14 protein-coding genes and 2 riboswitches are annotated in these 18,537 nt (G+C 48.1%); of the genes, 3 read left to right on the forward strand and 11 right to left on the reverse strand.

All coding sequences use genetic code 11. From position 1 onward, the window contains the following. Positions 1-171: 171 nt before the first annotated feature. Positions 172-294, forward strand: a riboswitch (glycine riboswitch). Between the two features lie 3 nt (positions 295-297). Continuing rightward, positions 298-398: riboswitch (glycine riboswitch) on the forward strand. A gap of 216 nt (positions 399-614) precedes the next feature. From gcvT to gcvPB, 3 genes are all read left to right on the forward strand, one after another. Continuing rightward, the gene (gcvT, locus tag M1D71_RS22470; protein ID WP_458123757.1) at positions 615-1,751 is read left to right on the forward strand and encodes a glycine cleavage system aminomethyltransferase GcvT; all 1,137 of its coding nucleotides are present in this window, start codon (positions 615-617) and stop codon (positions 1,749-1,751) included. Further along, on the forward strand, positions 1,748-3,103 hold the full coding sequence (gene gcvPA, locus M1D71_RS22475; protein ID WP_458123758.1) for an aminomethyl-transferring glycine dehydrogenase subunit GcvPA: 1,356 nt from the start codon (positions 1,748-1,750) through the stop codon (positions 3,101-3,103). The genes gcvT and gcvPA overlap by 4 nt, the downstream gene beginning before the upstream one ends. Positions 3,104-3,177: 74 nt before the next feature. Continuing rightward, positions 3,178-4,668, forward strand: coding sequence for an aminomethyl-transferring glycine dehydrogenase subunit GcvPB (gene gcvPB, locus M1D71_RS22480; protein ID WP_458127330.1), 1,491 nt, complete (start codon positions 3,178-3,180; stop codon positions 4,666-4,668). 234 nt (positions 4,669-4,902) lie between these two features. Here the strand turns inward: gcvPB and ptsP are convergent, their stop codons facing one another. From ptsP to M1D71_RS22535, 11 genes are all read right to left on the reverse strand, one after another. Beyond that, complete coding sequence (ptsP, locus tag M1D71_RS22485) at positions 4,903-6,615, reverse strand: phosphoenolpyruvate--protein phosphotransferase (protein ID WP_458123759.1); 1,713 nt, start codon at positions 6,613-6,615, stop codon at positions 4,903-4,905. Further along, complete coding sequence (locus tag M1D71_RS22490) at positions 6,608-6,883, reverse strand: HPr family phosphocarrier protein (protein ID WP_036617010.1); 276 nt, start codon at positions 6,881-6,883, stop codon at positions 6,608-6,610. The genes ptsP and M1D71_RS22490 overlap by 8 nt, the downstream gene beginning before the upstream one ends. A 77-nt stretch (positions 6,884-6,960) precedes the next feature. Beyond that, the gene (ptsG, locus tag M1D71_RS22495) at positions 6,961-9,012 is read right to left on the reverse strand and encodes a glucose-specific PTS transporter subunit IIBC (protein ID WP_458123760.1); all 2,052 of its coding nucleotides are present in this window, start codon (positions 9,010-9,012) and stop codon (positions 6,961-6,963) included. Between the two features lie 289 nt (positions 9,013-9,301). Continuing rightward, positions 9,302-10,156 (reverse strand): glucose PTS transporter transcription antiterminator GlcT, encoded by an 855-nt coding sequence (gene glcT / locus M1D71_RS22500; RefSeq protein ID WP_458123761.1) that lies wholly within the window; start codon positions 10,154-10,156, stop codon positions 9,302-9,304. Positions 10,157-10,320: 164 nt separating this feature from the next. Beyond that, positions 10,321-11,868, reverse strand: coding sequence for a flotillin family protein (locus tag M1D71_RS22505; protein ID WP_458123762.1), 1,548 nt, complete (start codon positions 11,866-11,868; stop codon positions 10,321-10,323). A gap of 63 nt (positions 11,869-11,931) precedes the next feature. Beyond that, positions 11,932-12,468: a hypothetical protein gene (locus tag M1D71_RS22510; protein ID WP_017686844.1), complete on the reverse strand. Its 537-nt coding sequence runs from the start codon at positions 12,466-12,468 to the stop codon at positions 11,932-11,934. Between the two features lie 280 nt (positions 12,469-12,748). After that, positions 12,749-13,912, reverse strand: a complete 1,164-nt coding sequence (locus M1D71_RS22515; RefSeq protein ID WP_458123763.1) for an iron-containing alcohol dehydrogenase — start codon at positions 13,910-13,912, stop codon at positions 12,749-12,751. 92 nt (positions 13,913-14,004) lie between these two features. Beyond that, on the reverse strand, positions 14,005-14,592 hold the full coding sequence (locus M1D71_RS22520; RefSeq protein WP_458123764.1) for an MSMEG_1061 family FMN-dependent PPOX-type flavoprotein: 588 nt from the start codon (positions 14,590-14,592) through the stop codon (positions 14,005-14,007). A 150-nt stretch (positions 14,593-14,742) separates the two neighbouring features. Further along, complete coding sequence (locus tag M1D71_RS22525) at positions 14,743-16,341, reverse strand: UDP-glucose--hexose-1-phosphate uridylyltransferase (RefSeq protein WP_458123765.1); 1,599 nt, start codon at positions 16,339-16,341, stop codon at positions 14,743-14,745. Positions 16,342-16,355: 14 nt separating this feature from the next. Then, on the reverse strand, positions 16,356-17,345 hold the full coding sequence (gene galE, locus M1D71_RS22530; RefSeq protein ID WP_458123766.1) for a UDP-glucose 4-epimerase GalE: 990 nt from the start codon (positions 17,343-17,345) through the stop codon (positions 16,356-16,358). Between the two features lies 1 nt (position 17,346). Next, positions 17,347-18,528 carry a galactokinase gene (locus M1D71_RS22535; RefSeq protein ID WP_458123767.1) on the reverse strand — a complete coding sequence of 394 codons (1,182 nt, stop codon included), beginning with the start codon at positions 18,526-18,528 and terminating at the stop codon, positions 17,347-17,349. Positions 18,529-18,537: the final 9 nt, after the last annotated feature.

Below are 18,537 nucleotides of genomic sequence, written 5' to 3' on the forward strand. Positions count from 1 at the left end.
AATATTAGAATAGTAAGCGTAGTCTTTTTAAATACACGAACAATTATATTAAAACTATACTAAATATTCGGTTTTTAATCACTTTCTATGATATCGTTCTTGACATCGATAGTGGATTCACGTTTTAATGAGAGGAGTAAACGTGTTTATTGGACTATGTTATACCCGCGGATGAATGTAAAGGGAGAGATTACCCGCGACACCCGACTCGGGATGTACATGAGGTAACGCCGAAGGAGTAAACCACCGATAAGCGGAGGTGAATCTCTCAGGCAAAAGGACTTTTACGGGACGCAACTCTGGAGAGCATCTATTCGCCCTGTGCGGGCGTTATGATCACCCAAGGGGAAACCTGCTGTACGACGCGGCGGGGTAACTCTCAGGTACAAGGGACAGAGCCTTAGAATACAGCGTGCTACTTGGCATGCCGGTTCTTTGGCCTGTCCTTTTCCTTTTTCCCAAAAAACGAAAAACAGGATTCAGATCGGCGCTGTCATAGCTGCCTTATCATACTTACCCACTAAAGGTCTCTAGATGAAAATTTAAAAATACCCTGGTTCATTGATCCACGATTGCATATTCGGCCGGCTGACGGCCCATGACGAGGTGATTTGATGTCCGATTTGCTTAGAACACCACTCTTCCCACTATATCAGCAATATGAAGGCGTACGGTGCATTGATTTTGGAGGCTGGGAGCTTCCGGTACAATTTAGCGGAATCCAGAAAGAACATGAAGCGGTACGCGAGCGCGCTGGACTGTTCGATGTATCCCATATGGGCGAATTCACAGTACAGGGTGAGCAGGCTGAAGCATTTTTGCAACAAATGATGACCAATGATGTGACCACGCTGGTTCCCGGTCAAGCCCAGTATACCCTGATGTGTTATCCGAATGGCGGTGTGGTGGATGATCTGCTCGTGTATAAGCTGGAAGATCAGCAGTATATGCTCGTGGTTAACGCCTCCAACATCGACAAGGATTGGGCATGGCTGCAAGAGCACTTGATCCCTGGTGTAAGCATGACCAACGATTCGGAGCAGACGGCGCTGCTCGCCCTGCAAGGTCCACTGGCTGTAGATATTATCGGAAAAGTTACAGATACGGATGTATCCACCATTGAACCATTTCGTTTTGTGCAGAATGCCGAAGTCTGTGGAGTAAAATTGCTGTTATCCCGTACTGGTTATACCGGTGAAGATGGATTTGAACTATATGTATCTGCGGACCAAGCCTCTGCGGTCTGGAATGGATTAATGCAGGCTGGAGAAGGTCACGGACTTGTACCAGCAGGTCTCGGTGCCCGGGATACGCTGCGCTTTGAAGCAAGGCTCCCTCTGTATGGACAGGAATTGTCGGCAACCATCTCTCCACTCGAAGCTGGCGTAGGTATGTTTGTGAAGCTGAACGCTGGACCCTTTATCGGACACGAAGCCTTGTTACAACAAAAAAATGACGGTCCCGCCCGCAAACTGGTCGGTATCGAAGTGCTGGAGCGTGGCATTCCCCGCCCCCACTATCCGATTTACGCCGAAGGCGTACAGATTGGCGAAGTGACGACAGGTACGCAATCACCTACATTGAAGCGTAATCTGGGGCTTGCCCTCATCGACAGCAAACATGCTGGACTCGGAACCCCGCTTGAGATTGAGATCCGCGGCAAGAAGCTGAAAGCCGTGGTCGTGAAGACCCCTTTTCATAAACGGATACGTACGTCAAAGACACCTACCCAAGGAGTTGATCAAGCATGAGCAAGCACCGTTACATTCCCATGACCGAGCAGGATCAGAGCGCCATGCTCGCAACCATCGGTGTGGATACACTGGATGATCTGTTTCAGGACATTCCGCAGGAGATTCGTTATCAGGGCGAGCTGCCCGTATCCTCCAAACTTGATGAATATGCGCTGACACGTCACATGTCCAAACAGGCTGGCGCCAACGCCAATTTCGAAACACATGCCAGCTTCCTCGGTGCAGGCATATACGATCATCATGTTCCTTCCGTCATCAATCATGTCATTTCCCGTTCCGAGTTCTACACTGCCTACACACCTTATCAGCCTGAGATCAGCCAAGGTGAACTACAGGCCATTTTCGAATTCCAGTCCTACATCTGTGAATTAACCGGTATGGCTGTAGCCAATGCCAGCATGTATGACGGTGCAACGGCCTTTGCGGAAGCAGGTAATCTGGTCGCAGCGGCAACTCGTCGCAAACAGCTCATCGTATCCCGTACCGTTCATCCGGAAGCACGTCAGGTATTGCAGGCGTATGCGCACGGATTGAGTTTGGAGATTGTCGAGATTGGCTATAAGGATGGCGTCACTGACTGGGATGCCCTGCAAGCCGCCATCTCAGACGATACCGCTGCTGTCATGATCCAGAGTCCGAACTTCTTCGGTGCCGTGGAAAATGTGAAGCAAGCCGCTGACCTCGTGCATGCGCACAAGGGTCTGCTCGTCGTAAGTGCTAACCCGCTATCGCTGGGTCTGCTGGAAGCTCCAGGCAAGCTGGGTGCTGACATCGTAGTAGGCGATGCGCAGCCCCTCGGTATCGCCGCTTCACTTGGCGGCCCGACATGCGGATATTTCGCCGTATCCCAGCCTCATATGCGCCGAATTCCTGGCCGAATTGTAGGCCAGACCACAGATCGCAACGGCAAGCGCGGTTTTGTACTTACACTGCAAGCACGTGAACAGCATATCCGCCGCGAAAAGGCGACATCTAATATTTGTTCCAACCAGGCTTTGCTTGCACTCAGCGCATCAGTCTATATGTCTATCATGGGGAAACAAGGAATGATCGATGTAGCCGATCTGAATCTGCAAAAGAGTCATTACACCCTGAATACATTAACTGCGGTTCCTGGAGTTAGCCTGACGTTTAATGCACCAACATTCAATGAGTTTGTGATTAAGCTTCCTGAAGGAACAGACGTGGATGCACTTCAGCTGAAACTGCTAGATGAGGGTTTCATTGGTGGCTACGAACTCGGACGTAATTATCCGGAGCTTGCCGGACATATGCTGATTGCTGTTACCGAACGACGCAGTAAGGAAGAGATTGACGAATTCGCACGAGCATTGGAGGGATCGCTGTGACTCAGGAAACGACGACAACACCGGCACAAGGACAATCGGAAACGGGTACCTCTGTCTCCACTTCAGCTCAATCTGTGACAGAAAAATTCAACGCACAAACCTTATCCCCTGCATCGGAGCAAGCATTGATCTTTGAACTCAGCAGCCCTGGACGTGTCGCTTATTCCCTGCCAGAATGTGACGTTCCTCGTCAAGCTGTCGATGCGTTGATTCCCCGGGAAATGCTCCGTTCAGAAGCAGCGGCACTGCCGGAAGTGTTCGAGGTAGATGTTATTCGACACTATACTGCTCTGTCCCGCCGCAACTTCGGCGTAGATAACGGATTCTATCCACTGGGCTCTTGTACGATGAAATACAATCCAAAGATTAATGAGGATGTTGCACGTTATAATGGTTTCGCCAAAATTCATCCGTACCAGCATGAATCCAGCATTCAAGGTGCACTTGAACTGTTATATACGTTGCAAAACGACCTTGCAGGTCTGACAGGTATGGATGCGGTGACCCTGCAACCCGCCGCGGGTGCCCATGGAGAATGGACGGGACTTATGATGATTCGTGCCTACCACGAAGGTCGTGGCGAACAACGTACCAAAGTCATCGTGCCCGATTCTTCGCATGGTACCAACCCGGCAAGTGCAACCGTTGCAGGATTTGATACTGTAACGATTCCATCCCGGGCAGACGGACTGGTTGATCTGGACGCACTCCGTGCAGCCGTCGGTTCGGATACGGCAGCATTGATGCTGACAAACCCGAATACACTTGGTTTGTTCGAGAAAGACATTCAGGAGATTGCATCCATCGTACACCAGGCTGGTGGCTTACTGTACTACGATGGCGCGAACTCCAATGCCATTATGGGCATTACCCGTCCGGGTGATATGGGCTTTGACGTGGTGCATCTGAACTTGCACAAAACGATGAGTACGCCTCATGGCGGTGGTGGACCTGGCGCCGGACCAGTCGGCGTGAAGAGCCGTCTGGTTCCGTTCCTGCCTAAGCCGATGGTGATCAAAAATGATGACGGTATGTATGCATTCGATCGTGAAGGCGATCAATCCATTGGCCGGGTGAAAGCCTACTACGGTAACTTCGGTATTTTGGTACGTGCCTATGCCTACATTCGCACCTATGGACCGGAAGGCTTACGCCGTGTTTCTGAATGCGCGGTACTGAATGCCAACTATATGATGGCCCGCCTCACCCCTTACTACGAGATTCCATATCCAGGCGTATGTAAACATGAATTCGTCATGTCTGGACGGGGACTGAAGCAGTATGGTGTGCGTACACTGGATGTTGCCAAACGATTGCTTGATTTTGGATATCATCCACCAACCGTGTACTTCCCGCTTAACGTCGAAGAATGCATTATGATCGAGCCGACAGAAACCGAAAGTAAAGAAACGTTGGATGGATTCATTGATACGATGATACGGATTGCCAAAGAAGCAGAAGAGACACCAGAACTGGTACTGAACGCACCTTATGGCACACCGGTTACTCGACTCGATGAGACTACCGCAGCCCGTAAACCTGTACTGAACTGCGCTTGCAGTTAAACTAAGTGAGTTTCTAATCCATGCTCTTGCTGATGTTAACTACACCAGTAAGAGCATTTTTTGGCTATACATTACAGGCTCTCTCTCCTCGTACTCCCCTTTATTTCCTATACATTCGCCCAACAAAAAAAGCCGATATCCACATGATTCGCGGATACCGGCAAAATCGCTGCATGAACGCAGCTCATTATCGGAAAAAGAAAAACCTCAAATCCGGAGGATACCCCGGCAAAATTACGCTTGAATGCTTTGAACCAATTCAACGACTTGTTCAGCCGTTTGCATATCCAAAGCTTTGGTAGCCAGTTCCTGCATATCCGCACGGGACAGCTTGGTGATCTGACTACGAGCTGGCAGAATGGATGTTGCGCTCATGCTGAACTCATCCAATCCAAGACCGAGCAGCAATGGAATTGCAGTTTCGTCTCCTGCCATCTCACCACACATGCCAACCCATTTGCCTTCACGATGCGCTGCATCGATAACCATTTTAACCAAACGCAAAATGGCCGGGTTATACGGTTGGTACAGATAAGCCACTCGTTCGTTCATACGATCAGCAGCCATGGTGTATTGAATCAGATCGTTCGTTCCGATACTGAAGAAATCCACTTCTTTGGCAAATTGATCCGCCAGAACTGCAGTCGAAGGAATTTCGACCATGATTCCGAGTTGAATGCTGTCAGAAACAGCAATACCTTCAGCAACCAGCTTCTCTTTCTCTTCGAGCAAGACAGCTTTTGCTTCACGGAATTCACCCAGTGTTGCGATCATTGGGAACATCACACGCAGGTTGCCATGTACGCTTGCACGCAGCAATGCACGCAATTGTGTACGGAAGATATCCAGACGGTCCAAACACAGACGAACTGCGCGGAAGCCGAGGAATGGATTCATTTCTTTTGGCAGATCCAGGTATGGAAGCTCTTTGTCTCCACCGATGTCGAGTGTACGAACAACGACAGGTTTACCTTCCATTTTTTCCAGTACCGCTTTGTAAGCATTATACTGAATGTCTTCGGAAGGAAGCTTGTCTCTGCCCATGTACAGGAACTCGGTACGGTACAGGCCTACAGCCTCGCCGCCGTTCTCCAGAACACCCGTTACATCATTCGGTGTACCGATGTTGGCTGCAAGTTCAACATGAACGTTGTCTACCGTTACCGTTGGCTCATCACGAAGTTTTCTCCACTCTGCACGTTGTGCATCATACTGTTCCTGTTTGGCACGGTATTCAGCAATAACGTCATCTGTAGGGTTAACCAGTACGTGACCATCCAGACCGTCAACAATAATCATATCGCCTTGTTTCGCTTGAGCCAAGATGTCCTTGGTTCCAACGACAGCCGGAATCTCAAGAGAGCGAGCCATAATCGCCGAGTGAGAAGTACGACCACCAATGTTGGTTGCAAAACCTTTAACAAATTGACGGTTCAGTTGTGCCGTATCCGAAGGCGTCAGATCCTCCGCAAGCACGATCACTTCTTCATTGATCTCAGCTGGACTCATGAAGTCGATACCAAGCAAGTGATTTAGCACACGTTTGGTAACATCACGCATATCTGCAGCACGTTCCTGCAGGTAAGCACTCTTCATGTTCTCAAACATGGAGATAAATTGCGATGCCGTTTCGTTCAAAGCAAATTCTGCATTGATCATGTCATCTGCAATTCTAGCTTTAACCGGATCAATCAGTTCCGGGTCATTCAAAATGAGCAAATGCGAAGCAAAAATCTCTGCTTTTTTCTCGCCAAGCTCTTGTAAAGTGCGCTCTTTGATCGCCTCAAGCTCAGCCTGGGACTTGCCCAGAGCTGAGTCGAGTTTCGCGATCTCTGCGTCAACGTCGGTAATTTGGCGTTTTTCTACAGAGTAATCAGGATGCTCCAAGATAAACGCCTTGGCGATAGCAATACCCGCCGAAGCCGCGATCCCGGAGACATTAAGCATTAATTTCGCCCAACCCTTCGTTAACCATAACGTCAGTCAAAGCTTGAAGAGCTTCAGCTTCGCCTTCGCCTTCAACGATGATGCTGATGGTGTCGCCTTGTTCCAAACCGAGGGAAAGAACACCCAGGATGGATTTCAAAGTTACTTTTTTACCGTTAGCTTCTGCAAAGGATTCTGCACCTTTGAATTTGTTAGCTGTATTAACCAGGGCTGTCGCCGGACGTGCGTGGATACCATCTTCGTCTGTAATTCTAAATGTTTGTTGCATTACAATCATCTCACTTTCAGTAATTTGGTTTAGGCATTGCATATATTTACACTTGCTTGCCATCGTCGTAACACTTCTTATTTTATCTCAATGATTGGCTGATCGCCAACTTTGAGCACTCCACTCTTCTTCAAGGTCACTGTGGAGCCTTCTGGCAGGTTGGTGAAAATAACTGGTGAAATGATCGATGGAGCGTTCGCTTTGACATACTCCAGATCCACTTCCATAATCGGCTGACCCGCCGATACCAGATCACCTTCCTGCACCAGTACGTTAAAGCCTTGACCTTTCAGCTTCACCGTATTGACACCTATATGAACAAGCACTTCCTTGCCTCCGTCGGACATGATGCCCACGGCGTGTTTGCTTGGAAATACATTAAACACTTTACCATACACAGGAGATGTTATTGTGCCATCATGTGGCAAAATAGCGAATCCGTCACCTGTCATTTTTTCAGCAAAGACCGGATCAGGTACGTTCGAAATGTCCAGCAACTCACCATTAACTGGCATTACGATATCCTCAGCAACGATACGCTCGCCTTGTTCACCTTGAGCCTTCTCCTCTTCTGGAGTCGGTTTAGCAGCTGCTGGCGTTGGTGCTGGTGTTCGTCCTGCAATGATATCCTGCATTTGAGTTTTAATCGTATCGGAACGTGTTCCGAAGATGGCTTGAACATTATTACCCACTTCAAGCACACCAGATGCACCCAATTGCTTCAAACGATCTTTTTTCACATTGGATTTCTCATTGACTTCAATCCGCAAACGAGTAATACAAGCGTCCAGATGTTTGATATTCTCCTTACCACCAAAAGCTTCGAGAATGTTATGCGGCAGCTCATCCGTTGAACCGGAGCTTCCGCCAGACGCAGTTTCAGGCGTTGCCTCTTCACGTCCTGGTGTTTTGAGATTGAATTTGCGAATGATTAATCGGAATCCGAAGTAGTAGATTACCGCAAGAATCAAGCCGACGATAACAACGTTCCACCATGGTGTACGGTTCGGAATAATACCGAAGATCAGGAAGTCAATGAACCCACCGGAGAAGGTCATACCGATCTTGACACCCAGAATTTGCATGGTCATGAAAGACAAACCTGCAAAGATACAGTGTACTGCAAACAGGATTGGCGCTACAAACAGGAACGAGAATTCAAGTGGTTCTGTGATCCCTGTCAGGAACGAGGTCAGCGCAGCCGAACCCATAATGCCTGCAACATACTTTTTGTGTTCCGGTCTTGCTTCATGGTACATCGCAAGAGCGGCCGCTGGCAAACCGAACATCATGAACGGGAATTTACCAACTTGGAACGTTCCCGCTGTGAGGTTTGCACCATCACGCAATTGATTGAAGAAGATCTGCTGGTCACCACGAATGACGTCTCCAGCTTTGTTCACGTACTCACCGAACTCAAACCAGAATGGGGAGTAGAAAATGTGGTGAAGACCGAACGGAATCAATGACCGTTCCACGACACCGAAGATAAATGCCGACAATGTCGGGCTTGTATCTACCATGAAGTGAGACACAGCATTCAATCCATTTTGAATCGGTGGCCAGATAATCACGAGAAGCAACCCGATTAAGAGGGAAACAACCGAAGTGATAATCGGAACAAATCGTTTACCTGCAAAGAAACCCAGGTAAGACGGCAGTTCGATTTTGAAAAATCGATTGTAACACAGCGCGGCGGCAATACCTATGATAATACCTCCGAACACGCCTGTACTTAATGTTGGGATACCCAAGATGCTGGCATAACCCGGTACTTCGCCGATCATTGCCGGGGTAACCCCTACTGCGGTACCCAGTGTGACGTTCATGACCAGATAACCGATGATGGCTGCTAGACCCGCAACCCCTTCGCCACCGGCCAATCCAACGGCTACACCGACGGCGAACAGCAATGCCAGATTATCAAATACGATCTGACCTGCGTTCATCATAATTGTTGCGATCGAGTTCACCCAAGGGGTGTCGAGTGCAGATACATATTGCAAAAAGTCTTGATTAACCAGCATGTTTCCGATTCCGAGCAGCAAACCTGCCGCTGGCAGAATGGCTACAGGTAACATGAGCGCTTTACCTACTCTTTGTAATACACCAAAAAGCTTCTTAAACATCGCTTCGCTTACACCCTTTCGTCTAAGTTTATATGTTGTTATGCAAGCAAGGGAACACAAAAAAAGGCATGAATTAATAAAGTGAACTGTGCCAACCTTGGGGTATAGCATACCCTGTATAAGGTAAGAACAATCACACTCTTATTAACTCATGCCTGATCGAGTCAGTAACACGTCGCTTATGTTAATTCAGTTGCTTGATTACGGAGACCATTGTAGCACCAGTTCTAATCCATTGCAAGCCTTTACACCAAAAAAATTATTCCCGCATTCCATCACTGGAATGATTTCACTTATTCTCTTCTTCCTTCCGTTGATTCAGCCGTTGCAGATGAATGGTCAGATACCCTACTTCCGCGGGATAAACTGGCAATTTCAGCCTTTTCTCCATCACTTTGGTCAGCTTCCATGCAAGCGAGTACATTTCCGGATACTCCAACTTGAGCAGCGAATCCAATTTATGAAGTTCTTCGACTTTGTCCCCCCGGCGTACACGCTCAAGGGCGAAACGAAGATGAGTGAGCAAACGGGAGTAGTCCAGCGATTCCGTTTCAAACGAATAATCAAGTTGGTCAGACACCACGTTCACCAGATCAGTGATCAATTGTGAATGTTCACGTACCTGGGATATATTTTGGTTGGTCATTGCGCTATAGATATGAAGGGCAATAAAACCAATCTCGTCCATCCCCAAGTCTACTCCCATTCTCTCCTTGATCAGACGAACAGCGTATTCTCCCATCCGATATTCTTCAGGATAAATCTCGCGGGTCTCATATAGAAATGGATTTTGTATGACAATTCCCTGTTCCTTGCGTTTTAACGCGAAAGAAATATGATCGGTTAATGCAATATGGATATGTTCATTCAGAGGAACGTCCGTACGCTCTGCGATATACGTAATGACTTCGTTAATAATCTCGATCAAGGCTTCATCCACCTGTGGAAGAAGCTGCTTGTACTGCTCCTGCTCCTGCTGGTTTTTCAAAATGAACATTTTCTCCACAGCCATCAGTGGAATGTGATCACTCGGTTTTCGGTTAAAACCAATGCCCTTACCAATGACAACGACTTCCCCATGATCAGGATGCTGTGCAATGATTACATTATTATTTAGCGCTTTATCTACATGCAGGCTGCTCATTGTTTGCACCTCATTTTTCACACCATCTTAGGTGTGATAAGTCACACCCTGTTACGAACGAAAAGACATCCGGAGCGGGCAAACCGCGCCGGACGTCTCGCTTAAAAAGTAACAAAAATTCGCCTTAAGGTCAATAGAGTATACCGCAACATTGGAAGTGGTTGTTACTCGTCAACCCCAGCTCTTTCCACAATCTTGTCGATTATGGAAGGGGTTGTCACAGCCTCGCTCTGTTGAATGGCAACCGGCGCAGGTGTTTTGGACTTGGTAAGGCCTTTAATCAGCTGCTCTACATCGATGCCGGATACGCTTTTAAGCATCTCTGGAGCCGTCGCCATAAGTTCCGTAACATAGTTACTTACACGCGCTGCACCTTCTCCTTTACCTGTATCTACCACAGTCAGTTTATCAATGGATGCAATCGGCTCGGCAATTTTTCCAGCCAGCTCAGGCAGCATTTTGACGATAATATCGAGTACAGCCGCTTCGCCAAACTTCTGGAACGCCTCGGCCAGTTTTTCCTTCGCTTCTGCTTCGGCAAGTCCACGCAAACGAATAACTTCTGCATCAGCTGTACCTTTGGCAAGTTCCGCATCCGCCATGGCCTGACCTTCAAGCCGCTTCTGTTCAGCTGTTGCTTTGGCGTGTGTTTCGATGGAGTACTGTACTGCATCGGCTTCACGCATTCTTTTGGCTTTATCCGCTTCGGCAGCCTGCTCCACCGCATAACGATCCGCTTCTGCCTTTTTCTTCACTTCGGCATCATATTGCTTCTCACGTACGACGATTTCTTTTTCTTGCAGATCGATCTCACGTTCTTTACGAACGAGTTCAACCTTCATTTCTTCTTCTACCACGGTCTGTCTCGCACGCGCTTCATGGATATGGTATGCCTGATCGGCTTCCGCTTTTGCTGTATCCTGATCCCGCTTAAACGTGGCTACTTTTAGTTCCTTCTCTTTGGCTGCCTCGGCGATATTGGTATCCCGCAGCAACTCTGCTTTTTGGCCCTGTTCTTCCGCATTAGCCTTTTGAATACGCGCATCACGCATTGCTTCCGCTTCAGCAATCTCGGCATCACGCTTCACTGCCGCAATTCTCGGTTTACCGAGAGCGTCCAGGTAGCCCTGTTTGTCACGAACATCCTTGATGGTAAATGAGACAATTTGCAGTCCCATTTTTTTCAGATCTCTAGCTGCTACTCCTTGAACCTCTTGAGCAAATCGATCCCGGTTCCGATACACCTCTTCCACCGTCATCGTACCGAGGATGGCCCGCAAATGCCCCTCCAGTACCTCCTGTGCTTCGCTTCTCAGCGCTTCTACAGGTTTACCGATGAATTGCTCAGCTGCCGTAGCAACGTCCTCTACAGCGCCCCCAACCTTGATAATAGCGACACCGTCAGCAATAACTGGAACACCTTGCTCCGTGTACACTTCAGGTGTGGAGACATCCAGCTTGTGGGACAATAAGGAGATAAACTCGGATTGCTGGAATACCGGCAGGATAAATGCACCGCCACCACGAACAATTTTAATTTTCCGGCCAGAATCATCATCGGATATATTTTTGCTACCCAGGAATGACCCCGTAACGATCATCGCTTCATCCGGTCCAACCGTTTTGTATCTCGCCCAGAAAGCCAAACCCAAAATCAGAATCACACCAATAACAACTGCAGGAATCAACAACACATCCCAATTTAAATCCATTCCACATCTCTCCCCTTATTCATTCATGATGAGTGCTTAAACTAATTAGGTGATTAGACTAGTTTATAAATCTTTAAGTACATTTTCATCCCATTCCGACACTCGCAGTACACCATCTACGACATCCACCACGACAACACGTGCTCCCGCCGCAATGGGAAGGTGTTCAAAGCTGGATGCTGTCTGAATCGTACTACCGGATGCAAAGCGGATCATCACTTCACCAAAACCTTTTTCCGGCACCGGAATGGTAATTTCCCCAATTTTGCCTGATAACTCTTTCATTGAAAATGCAATGGAGACATCGCTGTTACGCATCGGTTTGATATATGCGAAGAATACCAGCATGGCTGCAGCAATACCTATAAGCAGGGATAATATTAGACCGGACATCGCACTTAATGAACTATAACGTGTCAGCATAATGCCTGCCCCACCAAAGGTTGTAATGGAACCAGCTAACACAACGGGTTTGAAAAAATCAAGACCTGGCATTTCGAAAGCTCCGTCCAGCAAGCCATCAATCAAGTCACCCAGCACAAGGCTGACAACCGCAAATATTGCTCCTCCGATTAGACACCCCCAATAAATTGTCTCCATCCCCTGTTCCTCCTCTCCTCTGCCGCAAATTCATTCTAACTGAGCATTCCACATGTAAATAAATACGTAGCTAACATCAAAATGTTTCAAATTCTTTCCTCAAATGTATTCTGGAGCCGATAATGGGTATTATCACGACATTCTGTTCTCCTTGCTTCATGTTCCTTCGTTATTCACGTGTACAGCCCGAATACATGAAAAAAACCGCAAGCCCCCATGAAGGAGACTTGCGGCTATCGGACAACAGCATGTGTCCGTTCACTTGTCAGGGATTATAGAATTACAGAGAAGCCTTGTAGATGGATACAACATCTTCCCGTTGCAGTTTCTTGAAGTTACCGAATGGACCAAACAGCATCGCTTTGTCAGCCATTACGTCGATCTGACTATCATCGATATCGTAATCTGCCAAACGGTTAGGTGCACCAATGGATGTCCAGAATTTGCTAAGCGCATCGATACCCTCTTCAGCAACCTGTCTGTCCGACTTGCCTTCAGGATTCACTTCGAACACATTGATTGCCAGACGTTTGAATCGATCCACATTGACATCCAGATTATGTTTCATCCAGTGTGGGAACAAGATCGCGAGTCCACCGCCATGCGGGATATCATACACTGCGGATACCGCGTGTTCGATATTATGTGTTGCCCAGTCTCCTGCGAGACCCATATTCAGCACGCCATTCAATGCCATCGTTCCGCAATACAGAATTGTTTCGCGCAGCTCATAGTTCTCCAAATCTTCAACCAGACGAGGTGCTGCTTCCATTACGGTACGCAGAATCGTCTCACAGAAGCCGAGTTGAACCGGTGTGTTGGCGTCCAGATGGAAGTAATGCTCCAATACGTGAGACATCATATCCACCATGCCGTATACCGTTTGGTCCAGTGGAACAGTGTATGTATTCACTGGATCCAGGATAGAGAATGCAGGGAAAGAGTATGCACTGCCCCAACCCAGTTTTTCTTGGGTATCCTGATTCGTAATAACCGAACCGGAGTTCATCTCCGAACCAGTTGCTGCCATAGTCAGTACCGTACCGAGTGGAAGAGCGTCTTGTGCAACAGCTTTGCGCTGAGCAAAATCCCACATATCGCCATCATACTTGGCACCTACAGCAATCGCTTTGGAACAATCCAGTACACTACCGCCACCTACAGCGAGGATCAGGTCGATGTTATTTGTTTTGCAGATGTCTACCCCTTTATGGACCGTAGAAAGACGCGGGTTAGGTTCCACGCCAGCCAGTTCAGTCACTTCTGCTCCAGCTTCCTTAAGCAAACCGATCACTTGATCATACAGCCCACTGCGTTTGATACTGCCGCCACCATATACAAGCAGAACCCGTTTACCGTATTTCGGCACTTCTGTTTTCAATGCTTCCAGTTGTCCTTTGCCGAAAATCAGCCGGGTTGGATTATAGAATTGGAAAGATCTCATATCTATTGTCGCCTCCAATGGAGTTTAGAATTTTTGTGCAACTCCAATTATAGTACCCTGTTTATAGAAAAACAAATCGATAGTCACTCACTTTATAACAACCCGTTAATCTCCAAATGTGCTCGAAACATCTCGCTCGTTGAAGGTAAATCCTCAGCGTTCGCCCATGTTTCGGTGGCCCATAACCCAGCCTGTTTGAATGCCCGAGGACAATGAATAAAGCACTCTTCCACATCCACAATGACAGCTGCACCTATGGTTTTACCACTCCAGCCCATACTGGCGATGAATTCCTCATCCTTGGTAATGGATGCTGTACCATTGATACGCAGCACTTCATTCAGTCCCGGAATCAAAAAAAGCATACCGATACCAGGGTTAGACAACATGTTCAACAACGAGTCTATCCGCCGATTGCCTGGGCGCTCGGGATAAACGAGCCGATATGGTTCATATACTTTCACAAATCCCGCTCCATCGCCCCGTGGCGATACATCGCTATTTCCATCCCGATCGGACGTAGAGAGGAAAAATAAAGGCGACATGGTTAGAAAATTCTGAACATGTGAATCCACAAATGAGATTGCCTTGTTACGCACATGTTCATGGGGTTCCCCCACCATGCTTTGCAGTTCCTCTGCATCTGTAATCAATGGAATATTCAATGCCTTCTTTTCCAATTCATTAACCCCATTTCCTCAATTCATTGTGTTACTCTAGGACTTCTCTCCATTATAACTGGCTCGGAAGCTCATTCCAATGCGTACTCATGACAAGAACACCCGCTCCTGATTGGGCGGGTGTTCTTGATTTGTTGATTATGTTAATTATTATTCAGTGTATCCCATGCTGCTCACAAAACGACGGAAAGCCTGACGTCCTGCTTCATCATGTTTGTAGACACCTGCATGCTCCAGAATCTCGGCAAATTTCAAACCGACTTCCTGCTGTACAATAGCAACGGCTTGTTCTTTGTCCAACTTAGGACCGAAACGTCCAATCAATTCTTCCGCCCAGCCCAGATGCTTGTTCAAGACATGATCGGAAGCTTTGGCCGCTTCAGCAAGCTTGGCATCTCCAGCGAGGATATCCGCGATACTGTCCAGTTCTTCTTTCAAGCGACCTGGCAGAATGGCAAGTCCCATCACTTCGATCAGACCAATGTTCTCTTTTTTCAAATGGTGCATCTCACGATGCGGATGGAAAATCCCTTCAGGATGCACATCATTCGTGCGGTTGTTACGCAAGACGAGATCCATCTCATACCCACCGTCTGCACTGCGACGAACGATTGGTGTTACCGTATTGTGCGGTACCTGTTCCCCATCTACTTCACTGAATGCCTCGATATCCGCAGCAGAATCACTGTAGAGCTTCCACGCTTCATATACAGCATTACCTGCTTCAAGCAACTCTGCAGGATCGTGTGAAGCCAGACGCATCACAGACATCGGCCATTTTACGAGACTCAGTGTAAGTCCAGGTGCATCCGCATGGCGGAAGACGGCCTCAGGCTGTGCATTTTGAATCGCGAATGTATGACGTCCACCCTGGAAATGGTCATGTGTCAGAATCGATCCGCCTACGATCGGCAAATCCGCGTTAGATCCGATAAAGTAATGCGGGTACTCCCCGACAAAGGCAAGCAGTCTACGCAGCGTATCCTTCGTCAGTTTCATCGGCACATGATCGTGATGGAAAATGATGCAGTGCTCGTTGTAGTATACATACGGCGAGTATTGGAACAACCAAGGCTCGTTGTTTAGCTCCAGCGGAATGACACGCAGGTTTTGGCGAGCCGGGTGATTCACCCGACCAGCGTAGCCTACATTTTCACGACACAGTTGGCATTTTGGATATACCGGAGGCGGAAGCAATTTCGCCATGGCAATTTCCTTTGGACTTTTCTCCGGCTTCGACAGGTTGATGGTTATCTCCATGTCTCCATAGGCCGTGTCCTGTGTCCAGTAGACGTTCTTCGAGATCCGATCCATCCGGATATAGTTGGAGTTAATCGACAAGTCATAGAACTGAGAGGTGGCTGCCTCAATGCCTTCCGTTTGCTCCGTGTGACGGAATGCGCGTACCACTTCGGATGGGCGAGCCATTAGATGGCCCATGATTTTGGCATCCAGCAAATCACGGAACGTATCGCTATTTTCAGGAATGAGTCCAATAGTGAATCCATAATCAATCAACGTATCCAGCATAGCTTGTGGACCATCGGGCACAGTTGTGTCCAACTCTCCGGCATAAGGCTCTGAGAATCCGAATTGTTCAAGCAATAGGTTGCGGCTATAATCCCAATCCGCTTCCTCGATTAATTGTTTCTGCAAGGCAAATGCAACCAGACGTTCAATGGCATGCAGTGCTTCCTGCTGCTCCGGTGTCCGCTCTGTGGCACCTGCTGCAATATGAGTCTGTGACATAAGGTATTCGCCTCCTAGTTTTTTCCGTAGCCGTCAGGACGTGATTGGTGCCAGCCCCAAGCGCTTTGAATGACATCTTCAAGATTGGTCCACTTCGGATTCCAGCCCAGGACGGATCTCGCTTTCGCAGAGGAAGCTACCAGCACAGCCGGGTCACCTGCACGACGTGGTTCCTGTACAACCGGGATATCGAGGCCAGTCACTTTTTTAGCTGTCTCAATGACTTGTTTCACCGAGAATCCTGTACCGTTACCCAGGTTAAATACATTGCTGTTCTCACCTTTGCGAAGATAATCTACTGCACGCAGATGCGCATCAGCCAAGTCGCTCACGTGGATATAGTCACGGATACATGTTCCATCTTCTGTTGCATAGTCGTCACCAAATACTGCGATGTGTGGGCGTTGTTTCAAAGCTGTTTGCAGTACGAGTGGAATTAAGTGACTCTCTGGCTGGTGATCTTCACCGATTTTGCCACTGTCATGAGCACCGGCTGCATTGAAGTAACGCAGGGAAACGTATTTGATATCATGTACTTTATCAAACCAAGACATCATGCGCTCCATCATCAGCTTGGTTTCGCCATACACGCTGGTTGGCTCGGTACGATCGCTTTCTTCAATTGGCACTTTCTCAGGCTCACCATAGGTCGCTGCCGTAGAGGAGAAGACAATGCGGCGTACATTTGCTGCGTTCATGGCTTCCAGCAAGCACAGTGTGCCAAACACATTATTGTCATAATATTTAACAGGTTCTTTCATACTCTCCCCTACCAGGGAACTCGCTGCAAAATGAATAACCGCATCGATTGTATTCTCAGCGAACAGCTTCGCCAGAATTTCTTTGTCACGCAGATCCCCTTCATACAACTTACCGCCGAGCAACGCCTCACGATGCCCTGTCTGCAAGTTATCCAGTACCACAACCTCTTCCCCACGTTCCAACAATGCTGCTACCGTATGAGATCCAATATACCCTGCTCCACCTGTCACCAAAATTGCCATTTTACTTCGCCTCCTTCAATTCTTTAACACCGTCGCCTACACCGCATACATAAAAATCACCTTTGAGACCGGTACGCGCTTCATACGCCGCGCCCACTTCGCTCACAAAACGCTCAACATCGTCTTCATGCACAAGGGATACGGTACAACCGCCAAATCCTGCGCCAGTCATCCGAGCACCGAGCGTGCCTGGAATCCGCTGAGCTTCTTCAACCATAACATCCAGCTCATCACAGCTTACTTCGTACAAGTCGCGAAGCGATTCATGTGAAGCGTTCATCAGCTTGCCGAAGGATTCCAGATCATTGATCCGCAATGCTTCGACCGATGCGAGCACACGTGCGTTCTCTTCCACGACATGTTGTGCACGCTCTCTTACTTTCTCATCCTTGATCTGATCCTTTAATGTTACGAACTGCTCTGGCGTCAATTGAGCCAGGTAATTCAGTGCAGGCAGCTGTTCCTTCAAGATGGCAAGTGCCTGCTCGCATTGGGAGCGACGTTCATTGTAAGCCGAATCCACCAGACCGCGACGTTTGTTCGTGTTCCCGATGACTAATTTGTAGGAGCCTGTACGGAAAGGAACCTTTTCGTACTCCAGTGTGTCACACATCAGCAGGATCGCGTGATCCTGAGCACCGTTTGCGACAGCGAACTGATCCATGATTCCACAGTTGACGCCGACGAACTCATTCTCTGCCTTTTGGGACAGAAGCGCCAGTTGAACCGTATCAATATCCGATACACCCTCCAGAGACTGAATCGCGAATCCGGTGAGTACCTCCAGAGATGCAGACGATGAAAGTCCTGCCCCGTTTGGAATCTCCCCATGGTACAGGAAGTCGTACCCTTTCGTTACCTTCACGCCTTTCCCTTGCAGTTCAACCATGACGCCAACTGGATAGTCGATCCATTCTCCGGTTTTCTCCTTACCTATTGTGGAGGTATTCAGTGCCCCTTCGTAGGACATGTTCGTGGAAGCCAGTTGCAATTGATTGTCTTGACGCTCACGAATAATCAATGTTGTCCCGAATTCCAGTGCTGCCGGAAGCACGTATCCACCGTTATAGTCAATGTGCTCACCGATCAGATTCACACGCCCCGGGGCATGAAACACACGGATGTCCGCTCCACTCACTCCGTATTTCTCAATAAACTTTTGTTTCAATTCAGTTACGTTCACTGCTGGTGC

The sequence above is a fragment of the Paenibacillus sp. Z3-2 genome, from assembly GCF_054161325.1.

Bases quoted from the DNA above. Each gene is read 5' to 3' on its own strand.
- ptsP (WP_458123759.1), bottom strand. From the start codon at position 6,615: ATGCTTAATGTCTCCGGGATCGCGGCTTCGGCGGGTATTGCTATCGCC.
- M1D71_RS22505 (WP_458123762.1), bottom strand. From the start codon at position 11,868: ATGGATTTAAATTGGGATGTGTTGTTGATTCCTGCAGTTGTTATTGGT.
- gcvT (WP_458123757.1), top strand. From the start codon at position 615: ATGTCCGATTTGCTTAGAACACCACTCTTCCCACTATATCAGCAATAT.
- M1D71_RS22525 (WP_458123765.1), bottom strand. From the start codon at position 16,341: ATGTCACAGACTCATATTGCAGCAGGTGCCACAGAGCGGACACCGGAG.
- M1D71_RS22515 (WP_458123763.1), bottom strand. From the start codon at position 13,912: ATGAGATCTTTCCAATTCTATAATCCAACCCGGCTGATTTTCGGCAAA.
- gcvPA (WP_458123758.1), top strand. From the start codon at position 1,748: ATGAGCAAGCACCGTTACATTCCCATGACCGAGCAGGATCAGAGCGCC.
- ptsG (WP_458123760.1), bottom strand. From the start codon at position 9,012: ATGTTTAAGAAGCTTTTTGGTGTATTACAAAGAGTAGGTAAAGCGCTC.
- M1D71_RS22510 (WP_017686844.1), bottom strand. From the start codon at position 12,468: ATGGAGACAATTTATTGGGGGTGTCTAATCGGAGGAGCAATATTTGCG.
- glcT (WP_458123761.1), bottom strand. From the start codon at position 10,156: ATGAGCAGCCTGCATGTAGATAAAGCGCTAAATAATAATGTAATCATT.
- M1D71_RS22490 (WP_036617010.1), bottom strand. From the start codon at position 6,883: ATGCAACAAACATTTAGAATTACAGACGAAGATGGTATCCACGCACGT.
- galE (WP_458123766.1), bottom strand. From the start codon at position 17,345: ATGGCAATTTTGGTGACAGGTGGAGCAGGGTATATTGGATCTCATACG.